The sequence below is a fragment of the Paraburkholderia fungorum genome (assembly GCF_900099835.1).
GTDB classification, from domain to species: Bacteria; Pseudomonadota; Gammaproteobacteria; order Burkholderiales; family Burkholderiaceae; genus Paraburkholderia; species Paraburkholderia fungorum_A.
In genome coordinates this window covers 2,880,407-2,898,066 of sequence record NZ_FNKP01000001.1, presented here as the reverse complement: position 1 = coordinate 2,898,066, position 17,660 = coordinate 2,880,407, and the positions used below count along the sequence as shown (strand labels likewise).

At 62.8% G+C, this 17,660-nt stretch carries 16 protein-coding genes; 8 read left to right on the top strand and 8 right to left on the bottom strand.

What is annotated here, in order from left to right; all coding sequences use genetic code 11:
• Positions 1 to 55 precede the first annotated feature (55 nt).
• The 4 genes from BLS41_RS12750 (at position 56) to BLS41_RS12735 (ending at position 4,705) form a co-directional block, all read left to right on the top strand.
• Positions 56 to 718 (top strand): LutC/YkgG family protein, encoded by a 663-nt coding sequence (locus tag BLS41_RS12750; protein WP_074764969.1) that lies wholly within the window; start codon positions 56 to 58, stop codon positions 716 to 718.
• A gap of 127 nt (positions 719 to 845) precedes the next feature.
• Complete coding sequence (locus tag BLS41_RS12745) at positions 846 to 2,228, top strand: sodium:proton antiporter (protein WP_074766514.1); 1,383 nt, start codon at positions 846 to 848, stop codon at positions 2,226 to 2,228.
• 42 nt (positions 2,229 to 2,270) lie between these two features.
• The gene (locus BLS41_RS12740; RefSeq protein ID WP_074764967.1) at positions 2,271 to 3,260 is read left to right on the top strand and encodes a 2-hydroxyacid dehydrogenase; all 990 of its coding nucleotides are present in this window, start codon (positions 2,271 to 2,273) and stop codon (positions 3,258 to 3,260) included.
• Complete coding sequence (locus BLS41_RS12735) at positions 3,257 to 4,705, top strand: DNA recombination protein RmuC (protein ID WP_074764965.1); 1,449 nt, start codon at positions 3,257 to 3,259, stop codon at positions 4,703 to 4,705. Before BLS41_RS12740 ends, BLS41_RS12735 begins: the two co-directional genes overlap by 4 nt.
• Before the next feature lie 32 nt (positions 4,706 to 4,737).
• Here BLS41_RS12735 and BLS41_RS12730 read toward each other — a convergent pair whose 3' ends face one another.
• From BLS41_RS12730 to BLS41_RS12705, 6 genes are all read right to left on the bottom strand, one after another.
• Positions 4,738 to 5,220: a GNAT family N-acetyltransferase gene (locus BLS41_RS12730; RefSeq protein WP_074764963.1), complete on the bottom strand. Its 483-nt coding sequence runs from the start codon at positions 5,218 to 5,220 to the stop codon at positions 4,738 to 4,740.
• A complete protein-coding gene (locus tag BLS41_RS12725) occupies positions 5,221 to 5,496 on the bottom strand; it encodes a hypothetical protein (RefSeq protein WP_074764961.1) in 276 nt (91 codons plus the stop codon).
• Between the two features lie 117 nt (positions 5,497 to 5,613).
• Positions 5,614 to 6,927 (bottom strand): molybdopterin molybdotransferase MoeA, encoded by a 1,314-nt coding sequence (moeA, locus tag BLS41_RS12720; RefSeq protein ID WP_074764960.1) that lies wholly within the window; start codon positions 6,925 to 6,927, stop codon positions 5,614 to 5,616.
• Positions 6,928 to 7,002: 75 nt separating this feature from the next.
• A complete protein-coding gene (gene mobA, locus BLS41_RS12715) occupies positions 7,003 to 7,617 on the bottom strand; it encodes a molybdenum cofactor guanylyltransferase MobA (RefSeq protein WP_074764958.1) in 615 nt (204 codons plus the stop codon).
• A 16-nt stretch (positions 7,618 to 7,633) separates the two neighbouring features.
• Complete coding sequence (gene moaA / locus BLS41_RS12710) at positions 7,634 to 8,743, bottom strand: GTP 3',8-cyclase MoaA (protein WP_074764956.1); 1,110 nt, start codon at positions 8,741 to 8,743, stop codon at positions 7,634 to 7,636.
• Between the two features lie 221 nt (positions 8,744 to 8,964).
• Positions 8,965 to 12,306 (bottom strand): Rne/Rng family ribonuclease, encoded by a 3,342-nt coding sequence (locus BLS41_RS12705; protein ID WP_074764954.1) that lies wholly within the window; start codon positions 12,304 to 12,306, stop codon positions 8,965 to 8,967.
• 730 nt (positions 12,307 to 13,036) lie between these two features.
• Between BLS41_RS12705 and BLS41_RS12700 the strand changes: the two genes are divergently transcribed.
• Genes BLS41_RS12700 through BLS41_RS12685 form a run of 4 tightly spaced genes read left to right on the top strand, consistent with a single transcriptional unit; the run spans position 13,037 to position 16,147 of the window.
• Complete coding sequence (locus tag BLS41_RS12700; RefSeq protein WP_074764952.1) at positions 13,037 to 14,062, top strand: RluA family pseudouridine synthase; 1,026 nt, start codon at positions 13,037 to 13,039, stop codon at positions 14,060 to 14,062.
• On the top strand, positions 14,055 to 14,714 hold the full coding sequence (locus BLS41_RS12695) for an HAD-IIIA family hydrolase (protein ID WP_074764950.1): 660 nt from the start codon (positions 14,055 to 14,057) through the stop codon (positions 14,712 to 14,714). The genes BLS41_RS12700 and BLS41_RS12695 overlap by 8 nt, the downstream gene beginning before the upstream one ends.
• The gene (locus BLS41_RS12690) at positions 14,711 to 15,109 is read left to right on the top strand and encodes a Rieske (2Fe-2S) protein (protein ID WP_074764948.1); all 399 of its coding nucleotides are present in this window, start codon (positions 14,711 to 14,713) and stop codon (positions 15,107 to 15,109) included. The genes BLS41_RS12695 and BLS41_RS12690 overlap by 4 nt, the downstream gene beginning before the upstream one ends.
• 33 nt (positions 15,110 to 15,142) lie before the next feature.
• The gene (locus BLS41_RS12685) at positions 15,143 to 16,147 is read left to right on the top strand and encodes a S49 family peptidase (RefSeq protein ID WP_074764947.1); all 1,005 of its coding nucleotides are present in this window, start codon (positions 15,143 to 15,145) and stop codon (positions 16,145 to 16,147) included.
• Between the two features lie 95 nt (positions 16,148 to 16,242).
• Here the strand turns inward: BLS41_RS12685 and BLS41_RS12680 are convergent, their stop codons facing one another.
• Both BLS41_RS12680 and BLS41_RS12675 read right to left on the bottom strand, forming a co-directional pair.
• Positions 16,243 to 16,962, bottom strand: coding sequence for an SAM-dependent methyltransferase (locus BLS41_RS12680; RefSeq protein WP_074764945.1), 720 nt, complete (start codon positions 16,960 to 16,962; stop codon positions 16,243 to 16,245).
• Positions 16,959 to 17,576, bottom strand: coding sequence for a Maf-like protein (locus BLS41_RS12675; RefSeq protein WP_074764943.1), 618 nt, complete (start codon positions 17,574 to 17,576; stop codon positions 16,959 to 16,961). Before BLS41_RS12675 ends, BLS41_RS12680 begins: the two co-directional genes overlap by 4 nt.
• Positions 17,577 to 17,660: the final 84 nt, after the last annotated feature.

Below are 17,660 nucleotides of genomic sequence, written 5' to 3'. Positions count from 1 at the left end.
GGCGGCCGGTATAATCCTCGTTACATCGCACGGCTGTGACACGAGGATTTCGCATATGGACACATCGATTGCCCGCCGCAACATCCTGGCGCGCATCCGCGCAGCGCAAGGGCGTGAGCCGGAGCCGTCAGCTTCCGAACGCGAAGCCGCAGCGGACTATCTGGCGCGTCATCCCGCAGGTCCCCGGCCGGAGATGCCCGGCGATCTGGTCGCACGTTTCATCGAAGAAGCGCAGAAGATGGCTACCACGGTCGAGTCTGTCCAGACCTTGGCCGACGTTCCAGCCGCCGCACATCGCTACCTCACACAACTTGCTTTGCCGCTGCAGGCTATCGCGTGGCAAACGCTTCAAGATCTGCAATGGGCCGAAGCGGGCCTGAGCGTCGAATTCCGCAAACCGAAAGACGGCGATGTAGTCGGTCTCACCGGCTGCTTCTGTGCGACTGCCGAGACCGGCACGCTCGTGCTGCTGTCGGGGCCGCAGACTTATGCATCGGCCGGACTGCTGCCGGAAACGCACATTGCCATCGTGCCTGCTTCGCGCATTGTCGCGGGCCATGAAGAGGCGTTTGGCCTGATCCGCAAAGAGCGCGGCGAGTTGCCCCGTGCCGTCAATTTCGTCTCCGGGCCGTCGCGCACGGGCGATATCGAACAGACCATCGTGCTGGGCGCGCACGGCCCTTATCGGGTACATGCCATCGTCGTACAGGATGCTTGAAGCGCGACTGCAGCAGGGCTTCGGCGCGCGCGCGGTCGGGGTTGCCCGCAACGCCTTTAACGCCCGCGAGCCAGGGAATCTGAAGGGGCTGGCAGGGTCGGCCGCCATCTTGCTCGCTGCTGTATTGATGCTGGCGGGATGGTCTGAACCAGCCTCTGCCGCCACGCTCGACGGCGCAAAGCTCTCGGCGCTCTGGGGCTTGCCCTTTGCGGGCGTGCTGCTTTCCATCGCGCTATTTCCGCTCGTCGCGCCAGCATTCTGGCATCACCATTTCGGCAAGATTGCCGCTGCGTGGGCGCTCATTTTCCTCGTTCCGTTCGCACTGCAGTTTGGCGCTGGCGCGGCTTTCGGCTCGCTGGTGCACGCCATGCTCGACGAGTACGTGCCGTTCATCGTTTTGCTGACCGCGCTTTACACGGTGGCGGGCGGCATCTGCGTGCGCGGCAATCTGCACGGCTCGCCGCGCCTGAACACGGCGATACTCGCGCTGGGCACGCTGCTCGCAAGTGTCATGGGCACGACCGGCGCGGCCATGCTGCTGATCCGTCCGCTGCTGCGCGCGAACGATAACCGGCGGCATGTGGTTCACGTCGTCGTGTTCTTCATTTTTCTCGCGGCGAACGTCGGCGGCTCGTTGTCGCCGTTGGGCGACCCGCCGCTGTTCCTGGGCTTTCTCGAAGGCGTCAACTTCTTCTGGACCACGACGCATCTCGCGCTGCCGATGCTGTTCGTCAGCGGTGTGCTGTTGGCCGGCTTCTATGCGCTCGACTCGTACTACTTTCATCGGCGGGAAGAGGAACACTCGCGTTTTGTCGATCCGACACCTGACGGCTTGCCGTTCGGTATCGACGGCAAGATCAATTTTCTGTTGCTCGCCGTCGTGATCGGACTCGTGCTGATGAGCGGTTTGTGGCGCCCGCAGGTCACGTTCGACGTGTTCGGCACACACGTGGCATTGCAGAACGCGGTGCGTGATGTCACGCTAGCCGGCGTCACTTTGCTGTCGCTCGCGTTGACTCCGCGTGCGGCTCGCGCGGGCAACGACTTCAACTGGGCGCCAATCGAAGAGGTGGCCAAACTGTTCGCAGGCATCTTCGTGACGATCGTGCCGGTCATCACGATTCTGCGTGCAGGCGAGGCGGGCGGATTCGCGGGCCTTGTCCATCTGGTCAACGACCCGTCCGGCCAGCCGTACGACATCCGCTATTTCTGGGCGACCGGCCTGCTGTCTTCGTTTCTCGACAATGCTCCTACCTACCTCGTGTTCTTCAACCTGGCCGGCGGCGACGCGTCGACGCTGATGACCACGGGCGCCACCACGCTCGCCGCGATTTCCGCGGGTGCCGTGTTCATGGGCGCGAACACCTACATCGGCAACGCACCAAACTTCATGGTTAAGTCCATCGCGCAATCGCGCGGCGTGCGCATGCCGAGTTTTTTCGCCTACATGGGTTGGTCCGGTGCGATATTGCTGCCGCTTTTTATCGTCACCGGATGGCTCTTTTTTTGATGCCGCGATAATTCCGCTCGAAGCGCTATATGGAGAATTGAAATGCAGAAAATCCTCGTCGCCCGTTCGATCTTTCCCGATGTGATCGAGCGGCTCAAGCAGCATTTCGAGGTCGACTGGAATCAGGGCGACGTTTTGCCCGCCGACGAACTGAAGCGCGGTCTCGCGGATAAAGACGGCGCGCTGACCGCGGGCGAACCGATCGACGCCGCCGTTCTCGCTGCGGCCCCGCGCCTGCGCGTGGTGTCGAATATGGCAGTGGGCTACAACAACTTCGACATGGCTGCGTTTAACGCCGCGAACGTGCTTGGCACCAATACGCCGGATGTGCTGAACGAATCGACCGCCGACTTCGGCTGGGCGCTGATGATGGCGACGGCTCGCCGTATCGCCGAATCGGAGCACTGGCTGCGCGCGGGCAAATGGCAGAAGTGGACGTACGACGGTTTTCTCGGCAGCGACCTGTACGGCTCGACGCTCGGCGTGATCGGCATGGGCCGGATCGGTCAGGCGCTTGCGCGTCGGGCAAAGGGCTTCAACATGCAGGTGATCTATCACAACCGTTCGCGCGTAGCGCCGGAGATCGAAGCCGGGTTGAACGCGACCTACGTATCGAAAGAAGATTTGTTGCGGCGTGCCGATCATGTCGTGCTGGTCTTGCCGTACTCGAAGGAAAGCCATCACACGATCGGCGCGGCTGAACTAGCGCAGATGAAGCCGACCGCGACGCTCACGAACATCGCGCGCGGCGGTATCGTCGACGATGCGGCGCTCGTCGAAGCGCTTCGATCCAAACAGATCGCGGCGGCCGGTCTGGATGTATTCGAAGGTGAGCCGAATCTGAATCCTGATCTTCTGACAGTGCCCAACATCGTGCTGACGCCACACATTGCCAGCGCAACCGAAAGCACGCGTCGCGCAATGGCGAATCTCGCCGCAGATAATCTGATTGCCGCGTTGGGTGAAGGTCCGCGCGCGGGTCGTCCGCCGAATCCGATCAACCCTGACGTTATCGGCAAGGCGCGTTCATGACCATGGTTCTGGTGGCCGCCGTCGCGGTACTGGCGGTCGCGCTGATAATCGCGCTGGCGTTGCTGATGCGCGCTCCCAAACGCGCTGACGAAGAGGAGCAGTTCGAGCTGCTGCATCAGCGTATCGACGTCGCCGCCGATACGCAGGCCCATGCTTATGAGCGGCTTGAACGGCAACTGCGTAACGACATCACCGAAGCGGCGCGCGTGTCGCGTACCGAGCAGAGCAGCGGTTTCGCGCACTTTCAGCAGACGCTGGCGGCGCAATTCAGCAGCATGACGACGGTGCAGGGCGGCAAGATCGATGGATTCGCGCAGCAACTCGACGCGGTGCGTCAGAGTTTGCAGGTCCAGGCGCAACAGGCACGTGACGAACAGGGGCGCTCGCTGAAGCATTTCGGCGACACGTTGAGCCTGCAACTCGGCCAGTTGACCGAGGCGAACGACCGGCGCTTTGCCGAAGTCCGCGCGACCATCGAGGCGCGGCTGAAGGACATCGAAGCAAACAACTCGGTCAAGCTCGAGGAGATGCGGCGTACCGTCGACGAAAAACTGCACGCCACGCTTGAACAGCGTTTGGGCGAGTCGTTCAAGCTGGTGTCCGACCGGCTGGAGCAGGTGCATCGCGGTCTGGGTGAGATGCAGACCCTCGCGGCGGGGGTCGGCGATCTGAAGAAAGTGCTCACCAATGTCAAAACGCGCGGCACGTGGGGCGAGGTGCAACTTGAGGCGTTGCTGGAACAGTTGCTCACCGCCGATCAATACGCAAAAAACGTGGCGACGGTGCCGAAGAGCGCGGACCGCGTCGAGTTCGCGATCAAATTGCCGGGACGCGCGGAGCAGGGCGGCGTGAATACGCCGGTCTGGTTGCCGATCGACGCCAAGTTTCCGCGCGAGGACTATGAGCGTCTGATCGAAGCGCAGGAGCGCGCCGATCCGGTCGCGGTGGAAGAAGCATCGCGCGCGCTCGAAGCGCGAATCCGCGCCGAAGCGCGCACGATCGCGGAGAAGTACGTGTCGCCGCCGCACACCACCGATTTCGCGCTGCTGTTCCTGCCTACCGAGGGGTTGTACGCTGAAGTGTTGCGCCGGCCGGGTCTGAGCGACATGCTGCAACGCGACTACCGCGTGACGATTGCCGGACCGACCACGCTGACCGCGCTGCTCAACAGTTTGCAGATGGGTTTCCGCACGCTCGCCATCGAACAACGGTCGAGCGAGGTGTGGCAGGTGCTGGGCGCGGTGAAGACGGAGTTCGGCAAATTCGGCGACGTGCTCGCGAAAACCAAGGCGCAACTGGAAACGGTCACGCGTTCGATCGAAGCAGCGGAAACGCGTACCCGCGTGATGACCCGCAAGCTGCGCGACGTCGAGGCATTGCCGGGTGATGAGGCGAGCGGGTTGATCGGCGATGCGCTGTCGGGGGTGGACCCAGAGGAGCAGTAAGGCTGGGCCTTATAGCCTGGCCAAAGGCAAACTCACTCGCCCGCAGCCAGCTTATCGAGCGCGTCGCCCGTGACGCGCACCACGCGCCAGTCCGGCAACACGGTGGCGCCCATCTTTTTATAGAAATCGATGGCCGGCTGGTTCCAGTCCAGTACGGTCCATTCGAATCGGCCGCATTGCCGTTCCACCGCGAGAGCCGCGAGTCGTTGCAGGAAAGCGCTGCCCAAACCGCTGCCACGTTGCGAAGGTTGGACGTAGACGTCTTCGAGATACAAGCCGCGCTTGCCGACGAAGCTCGAATAATTGTGGAAGAACAGCGCGTAGCCGACGAGCCGTCCTTCGTTTTCCGCGACCAGCGCTTCGATCGACGGGCGCGAGCCGAACAGCGCGTCGCGCAGACCGTCTTCGGTCGCGGCAAAGACGTGCGTGAGGTTCTCGAATTCCGCCAGTTCGTAGGTCAGCGCGAAGATGGCGCTGGTGTCCTCAGGCGCGGCGGCGCGGATCGTCGCGAGCATTTACGCCTCTTCGGGGGCGTCGGTCAGGTGAATCTCGATGCCGCCAAAGCGCGATGCCACCCAGTTGTACGCGTGGCAGGCGATCCACAGCAGCACGAAGCCGAGAATCGCGTTCAGCAGCAGTGCGCTGAATACCGTGCTCAATTCCACCGACCCATAACGAATAAATGCAACCAGCACGCCCAGCAGCACGATCGGCACCGAGAACGTCAGGTACACCAGGATAAGTGCTTTGGCCGTCTGTCCTGGTGCAATAAACGAAATCTGTTTTTTCATGTGAGTCAAACCCGTGTGTCGTGGTCGTGGTGTTAATAGGTGTTGCGGGTAATGCGGGTGAAGCTGGGGGGTGCTTCCAATGCTGCTATGTTGCGCGACGCGCCGTGTGCGGCCCGCTCAGATAAGCCCGTCGAACAGCATGATATCGACACGCTCACCTTCGGCAATCTCGCCTTCGTCGTGCCCGAGCACGATAAAGCAATTGGCTTCGCTCATCGAACTCAAGACCCCCGAGCTTTGCGATCCGGTGGGCGTGACGTGCCAAATGCCTTGCTCGTCCTGTTCGGCGACGCCGCGCTGGAACTCGGTGCGTCCGACGCGTTTGCGGATCGCCTGACGGCTTTTAGCGTGGATGACCGGCAGCGGTTGCGGTGTTGCGCCGGACATCAGCAGCAATGCTTCGCGCACGATCTGATAGAACGTCACCATCACGGCGACCGGATTGCCGGGCAAGCCGAAGAATAGCGCAGGCAGTCCGACGCCTGGCCGCTCGCCGGACCAGATGCGGCCGAACGCGAGCGGACGGCCTGGCCGCATGGCCATGCTCCAGAACGCGACGTCGCCGAAGGTTCGCAGCAGTTGTCTGGTGAAATCCGCTTCGCCGACCGACACGCCGCCCGAGGTCAGCACCACGTCGGCGCTGGCTGCGGCACTGCGCAACGCGGCTTCGAGCGCGGCGGGTTCGTCACGCACCACGCCGAGGTCGAGCGTGTCGACGTTCAGCCGACGCAGCATCGCAAACAGCGTGTAGCGGTTACTGTCGTACACCGAGCCGGGATCGAGTGGTTCGCCGAGCGAGCGCAATTCGTCGCCGGTCGAAAAAAACGCGACGCGCAAACGCCGCCGCACGCTAACTTCGCCGATGCCGAGCGACGCCAGCAAGCCGAGGTCCGACGCGCGCATGATGCGGCCAGCCCGCAACGCGACCTGGCCGCGGGCCAGATCTTCACCGGCCAGGCGCCGGTTCGCACCCGCCGCGACCGCGTTGGCGGCGAAGCGGATCGACGTGGCGTCGGCGTTGCGTTCGACCAGTTCTTGTGGCACTACCGTGTCGCAATCGGCCGGCATGCAAGCGCCGGTCATCACGCGGACGCATTGATTGACGTCGATGCCGCCTTCGAACGGATGCCCGGCCAGCGCCTTGCCGACAATCGTCAGCTGGACCGCGGGCTCATCCGCAGAATTGCCCGTTGCCAATGCTGCGCGTTTGAACGCATAGCCGTCCATCGCGGAATTGTCGTGCGACGGCACGTTGATCGGCGAAACGATATCGGTTGCGAGCACGCGGTCGAGCGCGTCGCGCAACGGCACGCGCTCGACGGCTGTGACCGGCGAAACCCACTGACGAACAATCGCCTGAGCGGCCGAAACGGGTAGCGCATGAGGATCGTACTGCGCGATGCAGCGGGAAAATTCGATAAGCGTGGTCATGAAGAGCGGGACGGCGCAACCGGAGGCGGGAGTAGCAATTGCCGTATGGCCGAAGCGGGATTGTCTACCGGGGCCTCAATCACGTTCGAGGTCGGCGAGTTCTTGTAGCGAATTGATATTGTAAAACGCGCGCTCGTCGCCAAAGACGACTTCCACCGCCCTGTGGCGTGCGTACCACGCGCGAACCTTACGCTCTCCGGCGTCCAGAAACGCGGCGAGGTCGTCGGCGAGGGTGGTGCGCAGCAGCGCAAATACGGGATGCAGCGACTTCTGGCCCTCTCCGTCGACGGTCGTGACGGTCGCGATATCGGCTTGGGCCGAGTCCATTGCCAGAGCGAGGCGGGCGGCGAGGTCGGCGGGCAGCCACGGGGAATCGCAAGGGGCGCTCAGCACGTACGTGGTGCCGGCCGCGCGCAGCCCGGCGAGCAGGCCGGCCAGCGGGCCGGGAAAACCGGGCAGCGTATCGGCGACGACGGTGGCGCCGAACGGCGCACCAAGTGCAGCGTAAGTATCGGGATGGCGATTGGCGCTGATCAGCAGCGCGCCGGTTTGCGGCGCGAGGCGCTTCAAAACGTGCGCGGCAAGCGGCTCGCCATGCAGCAGTTGAAGTCCTTTGTCGACGCCGCCCATCCGCATGCCGCGCCCACCGGCCAACAGCAGGCCGGTGATTTGTGCGTGGGACGTTTCCATGCGGTGATCGCCCAGATTAGCCGCCGATGTACGACATTTCAACGCGGCGGCCCGCCTGTTCGCGCGCTTGCGCAGCCTGGCTGCCGCGCAACTGCGAATAGCGGTCGCTGCGGCCCTGCCAGATTTCGGCGACGGCGGTGGCGATCTCGGCATCGCTCGCACCACTGCGCAGCAACGCGCGCAAATCGTGACCGGACGACGCGAACAGACATAGGTACAGCTTTCCTTCGGTCGACAGACGGGCACGCGTGCAATCGCCGCAAAACGCACGGGTGACGCTCGAGATCACGCCGATCTCGCCACCGCCGTCCACGTAGCCCCAGCGCTGGGCGGTCTCGGCGGGACTATGCGCGTCGAGCGGAGCGAGCGGGAAATGCTGTGCGATTCGCGTGATCACGTCGGCGGACGGCAGCACTTCGGTCATGTTCCAGCCGTTCGACGTGCCCACGTCCATATATTCGATGAAGCGCAGCACCGCGCCCGAGCCTTTGAAATGGCTCGCCATCGGCACGATTTCGCTGTCGTTGGTGCCGCGTTTCACCACCATGTTGACCTTGACGGGCGCGAGTCCCACCGCCTGCGCCGCGGCAATACCGTCGAGCACATCGGCAACCGAGAAGTCGGCGTCGTTCATCCGGCGAAACAGGGTGTCGTCGAGCGCGTCGAGGCTTACCGTGACGCGGGTCAGGCCGGCGTCTTTCAGACTGCGCGCCTTGCGCTCCAGCAGCGAGCCGTTGGTGGTCAGCGTCAGATCGAGCGGGCGGCCGGTTGGCGTGGTCAGTTGCGCGAGCCGCTCGATCAGAAACTCCAGATTCTTGCGCAGCAGCGGTTCGCCACCCGTCAGCCGGATTTTTTCGACGCCATGCGCGACGAAGAGTCGCGCCAGTCGCTCGATTTCCTCGAAGCTGAGCAGGGCGCTATGCGGCAGGAACGCGTAATCCTTGTCGAACACCGCGCGCGGCATGCAATAAACACAGCGGAAGTTGCAGCGGTCCGTTACCGAAATACGCAGATCACGCAGCGGACGCGACAGCGTGTCATGCAATACGCCGCTAGGCGTTTGCACTGGGCCGGAGATGACCGGCGCCGCGCTGAAATCGGCAACTGGGATGATGCGTCGGGACATGGATTGCTTCGCTTGGTGCTTGCTCTGATGCTTGAATAGAAAGCCAATTATTCATTCTATCGGAAATGCTTCCGATGACAGGCGGGCTTCCGGGCGCGTCGGGTATACGGGGATGGGCATATCCGGGCGCGTTTGGGATTTCGCTCTGCGTCCATCTTCACGCTCATAAAAGCAAAAAAGCCCGCCTATGAGGGCGGGCTTTTTGACTAAGGCAGAGCAGCTTACTGCGGATGCTTGCCCGTTTCGACTTGCTGCATCGGTGCGTTGTCGACCGGCGGCAGCGACTTGCGCTCACGAACCACACGGGCCGGCTTGACGGTCTGTGCAGCTACATCCTGCGCGGCGCGGAGCTTGTCGGCGTCGGTATTCACCCAGACGAGGCCGGCCTGTTCGAGCACGGGCTTCAGGGCTTCAGCCGACACGCTGGCTGCGCGGGGCGCCTGCGTTGCCTGCGGCGGTGCGGCGACAGGCGCCGGCTCGACCACTGCCGGTTCTGCTACCGGAGCAACCGCGACGACTGCAGCCGGTTCTGCTGCTGCGACCGGTTGCGCTTCGACGATCTCGGCTTGCGGCGCCGGCGCAACTGCCGGTGCTTCGACCACGGCGGCCGGAGCCGGTGCAGCCTGCGCTGCGACTACCGGCGCCGGTGCGGCTTGCGCCTCGACAGCCGGGGCCACGACGGGCGCCTGAACCGGAGCTTCGACACGCGCGACCGGTTCGACCAGCGAAACCGCTTCGCTAGCGGTCGGAGCGGCTTGCGCAGCTTCGACCGGCGCGGCGGCTTGTGCCACCGGCTCAACTGCTACCGGCGAAACTGCCACCGGCTCAACTGCAGCCGGAGCCTGTTCGACCGGCACCACGGTTTCCGACTTCGCAGCCTTCTCGACAGCCAGAGCCGGCGTTTCGGCCGACGCGTGCAGTTCGGTCACCACGGCGGTTTCGGTCGCGACAGCGGCAACCACCACTTCCACCGGCGTGACTTCCTGCGCCTTATCGTTCGATTCGACGACATCGGCCTTGTGCTCGACCGGCTGATGAGCCGCGCGCACCGGTGCTTCATCGCTGACGTTCGACGAGTCGCCTTCGGCTTCCGCAACGTCCGCTGCGAGGTTGCCGTTCACGTCCTCTTCACGCTCACGACGACCACCACGACGGCCGCGACGGCGACGACGACGCTCTTCACCCTCACGCGCCACGGCTTCCTGATCGACTGGAGCACCGTTTTCGCCGAGTGCGGCCTGATTGCGGGCCAGTTCTTCCGCTTGCGCGTCGGTTTGCGTCAGTGCGTCAGTGGTTTCGGCTTGCGGCTTGCGACGCTCGCCACGTTCAGCACGTTCGCCACGCTCACGACGCTCGCCGCGTTCCTGACGTTCGCCACGTTCAGCGCGCTGTGCTGCGCCTTCCGCGGTTTCCGTGCGATCGTTACCACGAGTGTCGCGGTCACGGTTTTCGCGGCCTTCGCGCGGCTCACGAGCCTCGCGCGGTTCACGGCCTTCACGGGCCTCGCGCGGTTCGCGTTGCTCGCGTGCTTCACGCGGCTCACGGTTGCCACGCGGCTCGCGTGCTTCGCGCGGTTCACGGCCTTCGCGTGCCTCACGGCCCTCACGCGGTTCGCGTTCCTGACGTTGCGACGGTTGCTGACCTTGAGCCTGACGACCACCGGTCGCGCCTTCGGTACGGCCTGCCGCATCGCGGCCGGCTGTGCCGCTACGGCGATTGCGGTTGCGGTCGCCGCCGCGTTCGCCGGTGCGCTCACCGCGTTCCGTGCGCTCGCCGCGTTGCGGACGCGCCTGCTTTTCGGTCGTAGCCGGTGCGACAGGAGCGGGAGCCGCCGACTGCACGCCAAACAGGTTCTTCAGCCAGCCGATGAAGCCACCGGTAGCCGGAGCCACCGCGACCGGAGCCGGGGTTGCTGCCGGACGAACCGGCGCGCTCGGTGCCGGCTTCTCAGGCGTGATGCCCTTGACCGCCGCTTCCTGCTTCGGCTTCACTTCTTCGGTGCGCTTGCTGTAACCCGTTTCCGATTCCAGTTCGCGTGCCGCTTCTTCGGCCATCTTCCACGACGCGCGCGGATCGTCGAGGCGTGCATCGTCGTGACGCAGGCGCTCGAGCTTGTAATGCGGCGTGTCGAGATGCTTGTTCGGAATCAGGACGACATTGACCTTGAAACGCGACTCGATCTTGTTGATTTCGGCGCGCTTTTCGTTCAACAGGAAGGCGGTCACTTCGACCGGCACCTGGCAATGGATCGCCGCGGTGTTTTCCTTCATCGCTTCTTCCTGAATGATCCGCAGCACTTGCAGCGCGGACGATTCGGTATCGCGGATATGACCCGTGCCGTTACAGCGCGGGCAGGTCACGTGGCTGCCTTCCGACAGCGCCGGACGCAGACGTTGACGCGACAGTTCCATCAGGCCGAAACGCGAAATCTTGCCCATCTGGACGCGCGCCCGGTCGTGCTTGAGCGCGTCTTTCAGGCGCTGCTCAACTTCACGCTGGCTCTTGGCCGACTCCATGTCGATGAAGTCGATCACGATCAGGCCGCCGAGGTCGCGCAGACGCAACTGGCGAGCGACTTCGTCGGCGGCTTCGAGGTTGGTGCGTGCAGCCGTTTCCTCGATGTCGGCGCCCTTGGTGGCGCGTGCCGAGTTCACGTCGATCGCGACCAGCGCTTCGGTGTGGTCGATCACGATTGCGCCGCCCGACGGCAGCGGAACCGTGCGCGAGTACGCCGTTTCGATCTGGTGTTCGATCTGGAAGCGCGAGAAGAGCGGCACGTCGTCGTGATACCGCTTCACCTTGCTGACATTATCCGGCATCACGATATCCATGAAGGCGCGGGCCTGGTCATGGATTTCGGTGGTGTCGATCAGGATTTCGCCGATGTCCGGCTGGAAATAGTCGCGGATCGCGCGGATCACGAGGCTCGACTCGAGATAAATCAACATCGGCTGACCGTTCGAGCCGCTTTGCGACGCGGCTTCGATCGCGCGCCACAGTTGCATCAGGTAGTTCAGGTCCCACTGCAGCTCTTCGGCGCTGCGGCCAATGCCGGCCGTGCGCGCGATGATGCTCATGCCTTCCGGCAATTGCAGTTGCGCCATGGTTTCGCGCAGTTCCTGACGGTCGTCGCCTTCGATACGGCGCGACACGCCGCCGCCACGCGGGTTATTCGGCATCAGAACCAGATACCGGCCGGCGAGCGAGATGAATGTGGTGAGAGCCGCGCCCTTGTTGCCGCGTTCTTCCTTTTCGACCTGGACGATCAGTTCCTGACCTTCTTTCAGGGCGTCCTGGATGCGGGCGGAGCGCATGTCGACGCCGTCGCGGAAATACTGACGGGCGACTTCCTTGAACGGCAGAAAACCGTGACGGTCTTCGCCGTAGTTGACGAAGCACGCTTCGAGCGACGGCTCGATGCGGGTGATGATGCCTTTGTAAATATTGCCTTTGCGCTGTTCGCGCCCGGCGGTTTCGATGTCGATATCGATGAGTTTTTGCCCATCGACGATGGCGACGCGCAGTTCTTCCTGCTGCGTCGCGTTGAACAACATTCGTTTCATTGAACGGCTCCAGAGCGGCTTAGCCTGCCTCCGGCTGCGCGGTTGTCAGTCGCGAGAGCCATGAGGGCAGCGGCATGCCGCGCCTTATTGTGTTTTCACAAGCACGCTGGAGCGGGAAAAATGGCGGGAGAATTGCCTGAGAGGGCCCGGCCCCATTAAAAAATGGGCGCGAGGCCGCAGGGCACATGCGAACACGGCTTCAAATAATGACCCGACACGCCGCGGGTTCTGCCAGCAGACCTTCATAAGCCTTCGTCCACTCGCGCCGGTGCGCCAACTGGGCGCGTGACCGGAGGGTCGGAGGCTGCGGTCATGCCGCAGCGGGAAGTTCGCGCAGGCGGCGCGTCTTTTCCTGCTGGGGGTGTCTCGCCTCATTTTGACGTCGCCATGTCTTGTACTTTCTACAAGACGCCTCGGGCGCACGCCGTATTTTCGCAACTCGCAGCTTCTACAACTTGGCGTCATACCGCCGGATACCGAAGCTGAAAGTTAAATTCTTTTTGACCAAAATTCCGTTACCGTCGAAGCTGACCTTGACCGAACGCGCCTGTGGGCGCCGTCCCTGCCGGGCACTGACTTCGTGCGTGCAACTTGTTGCATCTCATTTGAGGGTGAGCAACCAGACCCCGGCGCAAGTAAAATAACGGTTTATCGCTTGCACCTGCGCAACCTGCCCGAATTCCGGTCACTGCGCCGGCCGCCGCAGACTGCTGGGCAAATTATATTCAGAATGAAAGAGTTAGGCAAAATATCCCAGAAATCGGTCGCAAGCGACCAGGTCTCCATCATCGAGATCGACGACAGCGCGGCCGGACAGCGCATCGACAACTTCCTCTTGCGCGTCTGTAAAGGCGTGCCCAAGAGCCACATTTATCGAATTCTGCGCAGCGGCGAAGTGCGCGTGAATAAGGGCCGGATAGACGCTCAGTATCGCCTGGAGCTTGGCGATCTGGTGCGCGTGCCGCCTATTCGCGTCGCGCAGCCGAGTGAAGCCGCCGCGCACGCGCATGTGCCGAGTGCGGATTTCAAGATTATTTTCGAAGACGACCACATGCTGGTCATCGACAAACCGGCCGGCGTGGCGGTGCATGGCGGCAGCGGCGTGGCGTTCGGCGTGATCGAACAGATGCGCGAGGCGCGTCCGCAGGCGAAATTCCTCGAACTGGTGCATCGGCTGGATCGGGAAACGTCCGGCATTCTGATGTTGGCCAAGAAGCGCAGCGCGCTGGTCAACCTGCACGAACAGATCCGCGAGAACAAAATGGACAAACGCTACTTTGCGTGCGTTCATGGCGACTGGGCGGCCGATTGGGGCCGTCGCCGCGCGGTCAAGGCGCCGCTGCACAAGTATCTGACCGCCGACGGAGAGCGCCGCGTGCGCGTGCAGCCGGACGGTCTGGCGTCGCATACGGTGTTCAATCTGATCGACAGCTGGCCGGAGTACGCGTTGCTCGAAGCGGAACTCAAGACGGGCCGCACACATCAGATTCGCGTTCACTTGCAGCATCTGGAGCTGCCGATTGTCGGCGATGCAAAATACGGCGACTTCGCTTTGAATAAGGAACTGGCGCGCACCAATGCCAAACCCGGCTTGAAACGCATGTTCCTGCACGCTTACCGGCTGAAGCTCGCGCACCCGGCCACCGGCGTGCCGATTCAGTTCGAGGCGCCGTTGCCGGCCGAGTGCCGCAGCTTCGTCGCGCAGCTCAACGAATTACGAAATGGGTCAAACCCGGAGACAACACCGAATGGCTAGAGAGCAATTTGATCTGATCGTGTTCGATTGGGACGGAACGTTGATGGATTCGACCGCGCACATCGCGCGCAGCATCCAGTCGGCGTGCCGCGATCTTGGTTTGCCAGTGCCCGCGCACGAGGCCGCGAGTTATGTGATCGGCCTCGGCTTGCGCGAGGCGCTGCAGATCGCTGCGCCCACGCTCGATCCGTCCGAATACCCGCGTCTGGCCGAACGTTACCGCTTCCACTATCTGGTGAAGGATCAGGCCACGGAGCTTTTTGCCGGCGTCCGCGAAATGTTGCAGGAGCTGCGCGATCAGGGTTATCTGCTGGCGGTGGCGACCGGCAAGAGCCGCGTCGGCCTGAACCGGGCGCTCGACCAGTCGCGTCTGACCAGCCTGTTCGACGGCACCCGTTGTGCCGACGAGACGTTTTCGAAGCCCCATCCGGCCATGCTCCATGAGCTGACGCGCGAACTGGGGCAGGATCCCGCGCGCACGGTGATGGTCGGCGACACGACGCACGATCTGCAAATGGCGATGAACGCGGGCGTCGCGGGCATCGGCGTGACGTATGGCGCACATCCGGCAAATTCGCTGAACGCGATGTCGCCGAAATTCGTGGCGTCGAGTGTGAGCGATTTATCTGGCTGGTTGCGGGACAACGCATGAGCACCCAGGCGAGCGAAGCGGAGTCCGTCCGCATTTGCGCGGCGGACGACCTGGTTGACGGCGGCGCAGGCGTGAGGCGCGCGGCCAGGCTGGGAGGCGGCGACGCCGTGGTGTTCTTCGTTCGCTACGACGGCCGTGCATATGGCTATCTGAACCGTTGCGCGCACGTGCCCATGGAACTCGACTGGGCTGAGGGACAGTTCTTCGAATCGTCAGGCTTATACTTGATGTGCGCGACACATGGCGCGATTTACGCGCCTGATACCGGCAAATGCGTGGGTGGCCCGTGCCGGGGCGGCAAATTGCGCCCTGTCTTGGTCGAGGAGCGGGATACGCCGGAAGGCCGCGCCATTTTCTGGCTGCCCGACGGCGAATTGCGCCCTGCCACGCCCTGATTCTTCCCTCTTTTCGATCCTCCACTGCTCCGCATGTCCGACAACCTGACTCCCGACCCAAAAGATCTGTCCCCAACAGGTCGCTCCCGTGTGCCCGCCGATGAACCCGGCTGGGAAAGGGCTGCGCTCGAACGCATTGCAATGGCGGCGATCAATGAGCAACGCGCTGCGCGGCGCTGGAAGATTTTCTTCCGGTTCGTGTTCCTGATCGTATTGATACTCGTCGTATGGGGCGGGCTGGTGTTCTCCGGCGATAAAGTCGCAACCACCGGGCGTCACACTGCAATGGTGTCGCTTGACGGCGAAATCTCCGCTGATACCAATGCGAACGCCGAAGATATCAACACGGCGCTCGAGAGTGCGTTCGACGATGCCGGTACGGCGGGGGTGATCCTGAGCTGCAATAGTCCGGGCGGCAGTCCGGTGCAGGCGGGCATCATCTACAACGAAATTCGGCGATTGCGTGTCAAATATCCGTCAATTCCGCTTTACGTCGTAGTGGGTGATATGTGCGCGTCGGGCGGTTACTACGCGGCGGCGGCGGCGGACAAGATTTACGTCGATAAGGCGAGCATCGTCGGATCTATCGGCGTGTTGATGGACAGTTTCGGCTTCACCGGTTTGATGGATAAGCTGGGCGTTGAGCGTCGCCTGCACACATCGGGTGAGAACAAGGGCTTTTTCGATCCGTTCTCGCCAGAAACGCCGAAGATGGACGCACATGCCCAAGACATGCTTGATCAGATTCACGCGCAATTTATCGACGCGGTACGCCAGGGGCGGGGTAAGCGTCTGCATGAAACGCCCGACATGTTCTCCGGTCTGTTCTGGACGGGTCAGAAGAGTGTGGAGTTGGGCCTCGCAGACGGTTTCGGCGACGCCGACTATGTAGCGCGTGAGCTTTTCAAGGCGCCGGATATCGTCGACTACACGGTAAAGGAGAGCATTACCGACCGCGTGGCACGTAAGTTCGGTGCGGCGGTGGGTAACGGGGCAGTACACGCAATGGCGCTCGGCGGGAAGTTGAGCCTGCGTTAATCGGTGTGACAGCGAAAAAGGCCCTGCGCAATCAATCGAATTGATCGCGCGGGGTTTTTTGTCTGCTGTTTGGTTCCTGGTGCGTTTATCGCCAATCAGGCAGCTAAAATCAGGAAAATAGCCGGCCGCTTATGCAGATCGATCGCTGACTTCTTCTTCCAGTCGGCGACAGTGCGGCTGGCGATCGTCTCTGTTTCCAGGGTTAAATCAACCGCGACGCAAACCAGCGTGGACGGCGCGCAAGTCGCCAGTAAAGTGTCGAGCAGCGCGCGATTCCGATAGGGCGTCTCGATAAAAATCTGCGTTTGCTTGCCCTTGCGCGATTGCTGCTCCAGGTCGCGCAGACGCTTTGCGCGTTCAGCGGCATCGACCGGCAGGTAGCCGTGAAACGCAAAACTTTGACCGTTGAGTCCGGAGGCCATCAAGGCCAGCAGAATCGAGCTCGGTCCGACAAACGGTACGACCTTCACGCCGCGCTCGTGTGCGCGACGCACCAGTAGCGCGCCCGGGTCGGCAACCGCCGGACACCCGGCTTCCGAAACGAGGCCGGCGTCGGTGCCGGCCAGTAGCGGAGCCAGCAGCTTGTCGATCTCACTAACCGGCGTGTTGACGTTCAGTTCCCTAATTTCGATTTCCTGAATCGGCCGCTCGGTGCCGACCTTCTTCAGAAAAGCGCGTGTGGTTTTCGCGTTTTCGCCGATGTAATAGTGCAATGAAGCTGCGCGGGCGCGCACGGGGGCGGGCAGAACGGCGTCGAGCGCGTCGGCATCACCCTCGCCGAGCGTGTTTGGAATCAGATAGAGCGTGCCGCTCATTGCGCCTCCAGAATTGGATAGCCGGCTGCCAGCAGCATGCTCGACAGGGTAATTAGCGGTAGGCCGACGAGCGCGGTGGGGTCGTCGGAGTGGATGGCTTCGAGTAATGCAATGCCGAGGCCTTCCGATTTCGCGCTACCCGCGACGTCGTAAGGCGTTTCGGCTCGCAAATAGGCTTCCAGGGCCGCGTCCGGCAGGTTGCGGAACTGAACGCGGGTGATTACATCCGCAGTTTGTACGGTACCGGCCGCGCTGTCGAACAGGCATAGGGCACTATGAAACAGCACTTCGCGGCCGCGCATTGCCTGTAACTGGGCGAGCGCCTTTTCGTGCGTGCCGGGTTTGCCGATCTGCGGGCCGTCATACGTGGCGACCTGATCGGAGCCGATCACGAGCGCGGATTCATTTTTGCCGAGTTCGCTCGCCACTTTGCGCGCTTTGGCTTCTGCGAGCCGCAATGCTGTGACTTCGGGCGTTTCGCCGGCGTGCGGAGTTTCGTCGATCGCGGGAACGACGACATCGAAAGGCGCGCGCAGGCGCTCGAGCAGTTCGCGACGATACGGCGAACTCGACGCCAGAATCAGGCGCGGCGGGCGATTGGGGGAATCTGGCATGGTCAACCAACGGCTAGAAAGACAGGGCGTACGGGCTTGCGCGGAGTGCGCACGCATACGGGCTTAAGTGTTTGACTCGAAAAG